This window comes from Mesorhizobium sp. M1A.F.Ca.IN.020.06.1.1 (assembly GCF_004023265.1).
Lineage (GTDB): Bacteria > Pseudomonadota > Alphaproteobacteria > Rhizobiales > Rhizobiaceae > Mesorhizobium.
In genome coordinates this window covers 1-2,235 of record NZ_RZSR01000963.1, presented here as the reverse complement: position 1 = coordinate 2,235, position 2,235 = coordinate 1, and the positions used below count along the sequence as shown (strand labels likewise).

The 2,235-nt window shown below is 65.1% G+C and carries 4 protein-coding genes; 3 read left to right on the top strand and 1 reads right to left on the bottom strand.

Features of this window, described 5'->3' with window-relative positions; genetic code table 11:
- A partial coding sequence (locus tag EOA60_RS29600) for a deoxyguanosinetriphosphate triphosphohydrolase (RefSeq protein ID WP_128312373.1) occupies positions 1-889 on the bottom strand: 889 nt, incomplete at its 3' end.
- Positions 890-959: 70 nt separating this feature from the next.
- Here EOA60_RS29600 and erpA point away from each other — a divergent pair.
- The 3 genes from erpA to EOA60_RS29585 all read left to right on the top strand — a co-directional run.
- The gene (erpA, locus tag EOA60_RS29595) at positions 960-1,307 is read left to right on the top strand and encodes an iron-sulfur cluster insertion protein ErpA (protein WP_095825615.1); all 348 of its coding nucleotides are present in this window, start codon (positions 960-962) and stop codon (positions 1,305-1,307) included.
- A gap of 9 nt (positions 1,308-1,316) precedes the next feature.
- Complete coding sequence (locus EOA60_RS29590; RefSeq protein WP_095778431.1) at positions 1,317-1,709, top strand: VOC family protein; 393 nt, start codon at positions 1,317-1,319, stop codon at positions 1,707-1,709.
- 7 nt (positions 1,710-1,716) lie between these two features.
- Positions 1,717-2,235: exodeoxyribonuclease III (locus EOA60_RS29585; RefSeq protein WP_128312371.1), on the top strand; the 519-nt coding region annotated here is incomplete at its 3' end.

Here is a 2,235-nt window from a genome sequence, read left to right as displayed (position 1 = left end):
CTCGACGACGTTCGCACCGGCCACGAGCTGATGCGGCGGCAGCGGCAGCAATGACATCCTCCACCATCAGCGTGATCTGCCGCCGCATCAGCTCGTGGCCGGTGCGAACGTCGTCGAGTTGCGGGTAGCGGGCGCGCACGCCACTCAGGATCGAGCCCGGCAGGCCGATGCCTTCCAGCATGTCCAGCGTCAGCAGGCCGGCACGCAGGCCGTCGTCGATGTCATGCGTGTTGTAGGCGATATCGTCGGCGATCGCGGCGCACTGCGCCTCGATGCCGGCGAAGCGGTCGAGCTCGAGGTCGTGCAGCGCGGAATAGTCGCGGATCGCCTGCGGCACGGGGCCCTTGAGCCCCTTCCCGCTTGCATCGGTAAGCGGCCCGTTATGCTTGACCAGCCCTTCCAGCGTCTCCCAGCTGAGGTTCAACCCGTCGAACTCGGCGTAGCGCCGCTCGAGCCGGGTGACGACGCGCAGCGACTGCGCGTTGTGATCGAAGCCGCCCCAGCCGGCCATCTTTTCGTTCAGCGCCTCCTCGCCGGTATGGCCGAAAGGCGTGTGACCGAAATCGTGCACCAAGGCCACTGCCTCCGCCAGATCCTCGTCGACGCGCAGCGCGCGTGCCAGGGCGCGGGCAATCTGCGCCACCTCGATCGAATGCGTCAGCCTTGTGCGGTAGTGATCGCCCTCATGCGCAACGAACACCTGCGTCTTGTGCTTCAGCCGGCGGAAGGCGGTGGAATGAATGATGCGGTCGCGGTCACGCTGGAATGGCGTGCGGGTCGGGCTTTCCGGCTCATCGAACAGGCGGCCGCGCGAGCGCGCCGGATCGCTCGCGTAAACGGCGCGCGGCCGGTAGCCGAAACCGATATCGCCGAGAGCACCCTTGCCCATTCGCCCACCAGTTGACTTGCCCCCCTCAGCTTCATACCTATCATGGGAAACCGAAAGCAAGGTGACGCCGATGGGCGCGGATGCCAAGACTGCCATGAAGGTCGAAATGACCGAAGCGGCCGCGAAGCGGATCGCCAGGATTCTGGCTGGCGAGCCGGGCAAGAATGCCTTGCGCGTTTCCGTCGAAGGCGGCGGCTGCTCCGGCTTCTCCTACAAGTTCGATCTCGTCGACAGTCGCAACGACGACGACGTAGCCATCGAGAAGTATGGCGCCACGATCCTCATCGACGACCTCTCGCTGGTCTATATGGGCGGCTCGGTGATCGATTTCGTCGATGACCTTATGGGTCAGTCTTTCCAGATCCGAAACCCGAACGCCGTCGCCTCCTGCGGCTGCGGCACCAGCTTCTCCGTCTAGCGGGCCGCCATGCCCACGGTCGGCGCGGTCCGTCAGGTCGCGCTGTCGGCCGGGCGCGATCTCGATAGAACGCTGGCTTTCTGGCACGATGTGCTCGGCATGAGCGTGCATGCGCGCTACGATCCGCCGGGCATCGCCTTCATCATCGCGGGCGGCGTGCGGCTGTTTTTTGGCGACGGCGTGCCCCCCGGCACCGTCTATCTCGATATTGCCGGCCTCGAGGCCTTCCATGCTGAGGCGAAAGCCGCCGGTGTTCCTTTCACCGCGTCGCCGGCGCTGGTCCATCGCGACACCGAGGGCCGGTTCGGTCCGGCGGGGGAAAGCGAATGGATGGCCTTTCTAAAGGATCCGGCAGGCAATACGATCGGCCTCGTCGAGCGCCTTGCGCCGGAAGAACATTGAGGTCCGCATGAAGATCGTCACCTGGAACATCAACGGCGTTCGCGCCCGCATCGGCAACCTCACCCACTGGCTGACCGAGAGCGCGCCGGACATCGTGTGCCTGCAGGAGATCAAGACGGTCGACGACCAGTTCCCGCGCGCCGAGATCGAGGCGCTGGGCTATAATGTCGAGACCAACGGGCAGAAGAGCTTCAACGGCGTCGCTCTCCTGTCGAAGCTGCCCTTCGACGAGGTCAATCGCGGTTTGCCTGGCGACGATGCCGACGACCACGCGCGCTTCATCGAAGGCGTCTTCTCGACCGATAAGGGCGCGCTGCGGGTCGCCTCCCTCTATCTGCCGAACGGCAACCCAGTCGAGGACGAGCGGAAGTTTTCCTACAAGCTGTCATGGATGGCGAGGCTGGAGCGCTGGGCGGAAGAGCGGCTGAGGCTCGAGGAAGCGCTGGTGCTGGCCGGGGACTACAACGTCATCCCCGAGCCCGCCGACGCCAGGTTCCCCGAAAACTGGCGTAGTGACGCGCTATTC